The sequence below is a fragment of the Bacillus sp. Root920 genome (assembly GCF_001429445.1).
Classification (GTDB): domain Bacteria; phylum Bacillota; class Bacilli; order Bacillales; family Bacillaceae; genus Bacillus; species Bacillus safensis.
Window position 1 is genome coordinate 300,076 of record NZ_LMJV01000008.1, and the last position, 6,269, is coordinate 306,344.

The window sequence follows — 6,269 nt, forward strand, 5'->3', positions numbered from 1 at the left end:
TTTCTTTTTGTTCTTTTATGTAAAATAATGCTAATTCGTGATATAATTGACTTAACGAATAGCGGAAAATTGGGGGATTAGACAAATGAAAGCAAAGAAAAATACAATGGTCAAAGCTGTTGTTGGTCTAGGGTTGGCGGGCGTGTTAGTAGGCGGTACTATTTGGGGCTTTAATGCTAATGCAAAGCAAGAAACACAGGAAAAACAACAAGCAAAAACTGTTTCTGTTGCCAAGGTTGAAAAAACTGAAACTAAGAAACATAAACAAGATGAGGTAAAGAAAAAGAAGGAAAATCCTAAAAAGGACAAGGTAGAGAAAAGCAAAAAAGCGGATTCAAAGAAAACTAAAAAAACAGATTCAAAGAAAAGTGAAACAGTAGCAACCAAAAAAGAAGAAAAGAGCCAGTCAAAGAGCCAGTCGATAAATAAGGTGGAGCAGAAGAATAACAATACTTCAACGTCTAAAGCTCCAGTAGTGGCTTCTAAGAAGTCATATAGCTCTTCTAATGGTTCAACTAGCTCTAATAAATCATACAGTCAAACGAAGCCATCTAATGGGTCTACCAGTTCTAACAGATCGGTGACAGGCTCTAAAAAACCAAAACAATCAACCAGTCCTAAAAAGTCATATAGTCATGTGAACACTCCTAAAAAAACAGCGCCTAAACGTTCAACTGGTGGTACGTCTACAAATGGTATTAAAACAGGCGAAGGAAATATCAAGAATCATGGTGGAGACCAATCTCCAGGTAAAACGTATAAGGAATATAAGTATGATGGAAATGATCTTGATGGTGTACCATGGGACGAATTGAATAAGTAAAAGTGATTGAAAGGCATTCTAAAATGGATGCCTTTTTTATTTTGAAAAAGTGAGAGGTGTCGAAATGAAAAATAAAGCGTCGCTAGGAAAACGAAAACTTTTAGCGGTGATTGTAATCATGCTATTTAGTGCGATCATAGGATATTCACCTTCTGTTCATGCAAAAGGTGAAGGAATAGAAACATTTGGTGTTAACCATGACGGATATTTAGAAATGAATGGCGAAGTTCTCTATATGCTAGTTGACGGTGAACGTGTCAAAGCAACGCTTAACGGATTGATTGAAAAAGGAGATACAAATCAAGAACTATTAATGGAAAGTGACCTTGAAGACAAACAAGGGATGATCGCTTCCATTTTTTCTTTTCTAAAGCCATCCAAAGCGAAGGCAGCGGCTCCCAAAATTGAATATAAAGGAGCAGTCACTTATCGTGGTTCAGTTGTCGGAGATTTTAGGGTAGATGGGAAACAGGCCTTTTGTTTTCAGCATTCTAAAGCGTCACCGCCGACAGGTTCAAAGTATAAAGAAGCGACACCTTATGATAATGCGAAGGTACAAAGAGCTTTGTATTATGGATGGGGTGGTCAAGAAAATATCTTTAAAAATAAAAATCAAGGTATTGTCATTACATCTTTGATCTTAGACCGTTTATATTCTGGTGGAGATTCGGGGAAAAGTCTTCCGAAGTATGACAAGCTATGGGATTTAGTTATAAATGGCGAAGATATAGACAACTCTATTAAATTTTCTAAAAATGATCTATCAGTCCTTGTGAAAAATAATAAACAAATTTCACAAACAACAACTTTGAAAACATCTAAGAAGAACAGTGTGAAAGTTAAAGTGCCTAAGGGTATCACAATTGTAAATGAAGCAACAGGGAAGAAAGTAACTAATGGTACTATGCGTGTGTATGGGTATCAAAAAGTACATTTAGAAGCTGGACTGGATGTAGGGATAAATTATAATACTGGAAAACTAGAAAGTGATATGGCTCTTTATCTACCTTTGATCACCAAACCTTCAACAGGTAGTTATCAAGTATTAGGGTTTGGCGAAGTGTTTGCAGACCCAAACAATACTACTTCATTTAAGGCGAAATTTGAGAAGCGTCAAAAGAACATCAATGTACAACATATAGACAAGTATTCGGGTGATCTTCTTGAAAAAGAGAGTTACACAAGAAACATAGGTTCAACGTATTCATTTTCCCCTAAAGCATCCATTGCAAAAGGGAAAGAAAAATTCAAACCAGTGAACACCAACAAGAAAACGGGCACATTAGGAAACAAGGATGTGACGATCAAGTTTTATTACAATTTGGAGCGATCTATAAATGTAAATTATTTTGATGATCGCACAGGTGAAAAGATAAAAGAATCTAAGAATTACAAAAAGGTGCGTGGAGAAAAGTATGCAGAAAAGCACCCTTCTATCAAAAGTGGAGAATACACCTATCGTTATGTAAGGACTGATGGAAACAAAGAAAGCGGAACAGTGGGGTCAAAAAACATCACGATTAATTATTATTATGACAAACCACTCGCAAAAATAGGCTTTGAAAAACTGCAAATCTATACAGCGCAATGGGAAAAGGGTCTGCCTGTCAAAGTATTATTGTCAAAAGAATTGAATTACAAGTCTAGCTTGAAAGAAATGTCCGACAAAAAAATCACAGTAGGGCTATATCGTGGCTCAACAAAGGTCGCATCAAAAACGTACACAGCAAAAGAGTTACCTAAGAAGATTGATATGAAAATCCCTGCGAAGTATTTAAAGGTTAATGACAAGGCTCTTTACACAGTGAAGTTTACAGACTTCAACAAAAACGATTTTAAAATTGATTTTGCGAAAACTTCACTTGCAACGGATGGATACGCAGCGAGTGAAAAAACGATCAAGGCAGATGCGGCAAAAGACAAAAAGCTGTCTTACAAGGGTGTTGTCATGACAGAAAAAACGCCTTTGATGGGAAAGGTGTTTTATGAACAGTTAAGTATACCGATTAGTCAAATTCCAAGAAAGAAAACAGGTTATGGCTTTGAAAGGAAAGTGAATCTTCATTATGAAAATGAAATCGGCGGAAAGATTGCGCCTGCATTTGATTTTGAAGTTCCGACGAATATGGTCGATAGTTATTTGACATACAAGAAAAACGGAAACCGTTCTTTAGTTGAAATGGAAGAAACGAAGCACAGCAGTGAAATGAAGGGCGAAACATCAGTGTATGACATTACGTACGAGCTTCCGCACATAAACGTTGAGCGTCACACAGGTCACCTTTTTAATGATGAACAGGTCGAGAAAAAAGACAAAAGAATCACGTATGATCTTGTGAATGGGGGACGTAAGTTTTATAGCCCTATTTGGTCTTACATTGGGAAGTATGACATGAAACTGAAATCACCGCCTATGGGTGTGAATCTCGTTATGGTGGATGTGCAACAGCAACTAGAGCTATACGCTCATATGTATACCCATATGGATTCAGAAACGAAAGAATATGACGAGGTTCTTTTGAAACCAGTGTATGCAGATGATCCATTTCCGAATGGTCTACCAGAGGGATGGACAAAAGAGGACGTCGAATGGATAAAAAACAAATAACAGAGAGGGGATAGGCGGGTTTGAGTTTTGCAGAAATTTTAAGAAAAGCTATGGATGAAACAAATATGACACAGGCGGAATTGTCAAAGTTGACGGGGATAGGGAAATCTTCAATAAGTCAATATGTATCAGGTAAGAATGAACCTAATCAAAATAGAAAAATTAAGATATTTGAAGTTCTTGGGATTAGTCCTTCAGAGCATATTGATGAAATAAGTATGGATAGTGGGAGAATATCTGTGCAGAAAGCGGCTAAGTTATTGGGGAAGTCAGAACAATTTGTACGTGTTGGATTGCAACGTTCTGTCTTACCTTTTGGCACAGCGGTGAAATTAAGCTCCAAATGGACTTATCATATTAGCGCAAAGAAGTTTTATGATTATATCTGATGGATTACGGTTTAGAACATTTAATAGCAGCTAGGTGAAAAGAATCAATATTTTTAGGGGATTTTTATAATGTCAGGGTCTTGTATTTGAAAACGAAAAATAATTTGTTTTAAAATCACGTTATTAGTTATATAATTTTAAAAAATGGGCATAATTTAAAATAAGGGAGGTTGGAATTGTGGAATATGAAAAATTAACAAAGCTTTTTTATAAGAAAGGTGAACAATTTGCCGAAGAAGAATATAAAAAGCGTATAAATAGTTATGGTTCCTATCTAACCCCATTATCTGTGCAAGGATTTAGAAAAGGTAAACTGACTCAGTGTCATCACTCCTTATTTTACGTTAACATACCATATTTGATGCAATTAAATAATAAGGTGTTAAAAAATAGTTCAAGAATCTCATCATTAATTGCGAAACTGCCGCAATATATATTAGAACCATATTTTCATAAAATGATTGTTAATGAAGCGCAGAGTAACAATGAAATTGAAGGGATAAGAAGTACAAAAAAAGAACTGGAAAGTGTATTAGAAGGAGTAAATAGATCGGAAAATCTTAACAAACGTTTTACGGGTCTTATGAAAACATATTTGTTTATTGATGATATTGAACCGTTTAAAACTGTGCGGGATTTTAGAGAATTGTATGATGATTTAGTTTCGAAGGAAATTGATAGTAGTAATGAGCCCGACGGTAGGTTGTTCCGAAAAGGTTATGTTGAGGTAAACAATGGTTTATCGATCACACATATAGGAGTTAGTTCCGAGGACAAAATAATAGAGTGTTTAAATACACTTATAACATACTTGGAAGATGATGAACACCCTGAATTATATCGTTATATGGTTGCTCACTATTTTTATGAGTATGTACATCCATTTTATGATGGAAACGGAAGAACAGGGCGATTATTGGTTTGCAGTTATTTATCTAGATATCTTGAGAGATACTCCGCTATAACATTTTCATATGCTGTTAATAAGAATAAAAATAAGTATTATAAGGCACTTGAAGGAGTACCCAATCCATTGAATAAAGGAGAACTTACATTTTATTTAATGGATATGCTTGAATTATTATCTATGGGCCAAGAAGAGATTATAGAGGATTTAGAAATAAGTTTGGGGAAACGTGAGAGAATAGCAAAATTCTTTAATGAAGATTTTGTAGAGAGTAGCCGAGACAAGTGGCTAATATTAAAATTTATGGTTGATATTTCTGTGTTTGTAAATAATGATGCTAATATTTCAATAACGAAACTAATGGATGCTGTTAATATAACGAGATATAAAGTGGATAAAATAGTGAGCGAATTAGAGTCTGAAGGTTATATAGAACAAGTTAGCCTAAGACCTAAAGCATTTAAAGTAAATGAGGGTTTTCTGGAGAACACACTTAGAGTTTAAAATATAAAGTTTCTAATTCCGCAGAAGGTATAACTAAACTCAATGGGGTAACCGTTTATGAAAAAAAGTACAGAATTCAGATGTAATCTTGATATCAGTATCGTTGAGCGGGTCAATAAACGATTGTTAGAAAACGGCTATTCTGAAAATGCTAAAGGGATTAAGTATAATACAGGGAAAATCGAACGGGAACAATACAAATGGAATTTTTTAATGGCTTGTTTAACTCGAGTAAAAGAAATTGGCATGTATTTGAATAGCAGCGAAATGAAAATTGATTTTGAAAAAGATTATGTTGGATTTAAATTCATCGAATTACTCAATTATGCAAGCCAAATAGAAACGATAACCAATCAAATAATTGCAAATTTATCGAAGAAAGAATTTAAAAAACCTCAGGTTAATAATTTCTTTGTTTTGGATGATTTTAAAAGAAAATATGGTGGGAATACTTCAGGAGATTCGCAATTTATTGAATATATCCGTTCTCTTTGTGCAATTCACCCAACAGAAACAAATAGACATACAAAGAGGGGATTTCAATCAGGTCTTGAATTTTCTCCGTACGTTAGTAAGCTTGGAAAGTCTATTGATCTTATAAGATTTCCTCTAGTGATTAATACTTCCTCAACTACAGAGGAATTAATTAATTGTTGTTTAAGCATTACAGTGTATCCTGGAGAAAAAAATATAAGTGAAGATCACACCTCAAAAAAGAGTGAGATAAATAAATTGTTTGCACTTGGTGTAATAGATGAAGAAGAGTATGAAAATTTGTTCGATCGGATTGAATTTGGTGGAGATTTTTACATTATTGTCAATGTGAAAGATTTAATATGTTTTATTGAGGATAGTTATTCTAGATTAGAAGTATTGATATAAGAGTTGGTGATGAGTAGGGAAACTCATCATCTTTGAAGTTGTACGACAGCTTTTGAGTAATATACCGGTAATAGACAAATACTTGTTTGATGTTGCTGTATCTAGATACCTCAGTTCTCWAAACGTTAATTTGGTTCAAAATGCAAACCCCACAAT

General features: G+C 34.5%; 5 protein-coding genes. All 5 read left to right on the plus strand.

What is annotated here, in order from left to right; translation table 11 throughout:
- Positions 1–85 precede the first annotated feature (85 nt).
- The 5 genes from ASE42_RS15135 (at position 86) to ASE42_RS15155 (ending at position 6,113) form a co-directional block, all read left to right on the plus strand.
- Positions 86–823, plus strand: coding sequence for a hypothetical protein (locus ASE42_RS15135; protein ID WP_056767835.1), 738 nt, complete (start codon positions 86–88; stop codon positions 821–823).
- 64 nt (positions 824–887) lie between these two features.
- Positions 888–3,431 carry a MucBP domain-containing protein gene (locus tag ASE42_RS15140; protein WP_056767840.1) on the plus strand — a complete coding sequence of 848 codons (2,544 nt, stop codon included), beginning with the start codon at positions 888–890 and terminating at the stop codon, positions 3,429–3,431.
- A gap of 20 nt (positions 3,432–3,451) precedes the next feature.
- Positions 3,452–3,820, plus strand: coding sequence for a helix-turn-helix domain-containing protein (locus ASE42_RS19115; RefSeq protein ID WP_082580777.1), 369 nt, complete (start codon positions 3,452–3,454; stop codon positions 3,818–3,820).
- 178 nt (positions 3,821–3,998) lie between these two features.
- Positions 3,999–5,231 carry a Fic family protein gene (locus tag ASE42_RS15150; RefSeq protein ID WP_056767843.1) on the plus strand — a complete coding sequence of 411 codons (1,233 nt, stop codon included), beginning with the start codon at positions 3,999–4,001 and terminating at the stop codon, positions 5,229–5,231.
- Between the two features lie 57 nt (positions 5,232–5,288).
- Entirely contained in the window at positions 5,289–6,113 is an 825-nt protein-coding gene (locus ASE42_RS15155; protein WP_056767847.1) for a hypothetical protein, read from the plus strand.
- Positions 6,114–6,269 lie beyond the last annotated feature (156 nt).

Bases quoted from the DNA above. Each gene is read 5' to 3' on its own strand.
- ASE42_RS15140 (WP_056767840.1), top strand. From the start codon at position 888: ATGAAAAATAAAGCGTCGCTAGGAAAACGAAAACTTTTAGCGGTGATT.
- ASE42_RS15135 (WP_056767835.1), top strand. From the start codon at position 86: ATGAAAGCAAAGAAAAATACAATGGTCAAAGCTGTTGTTGGTCTAGGG.
- ASE42_RS15155 (WP_056767847.1), top strand. From the start codon at position 5,289: ATGAAAAAAAGTACAGAATTCAGATGTAATCTTGATATCAGTATCGTT.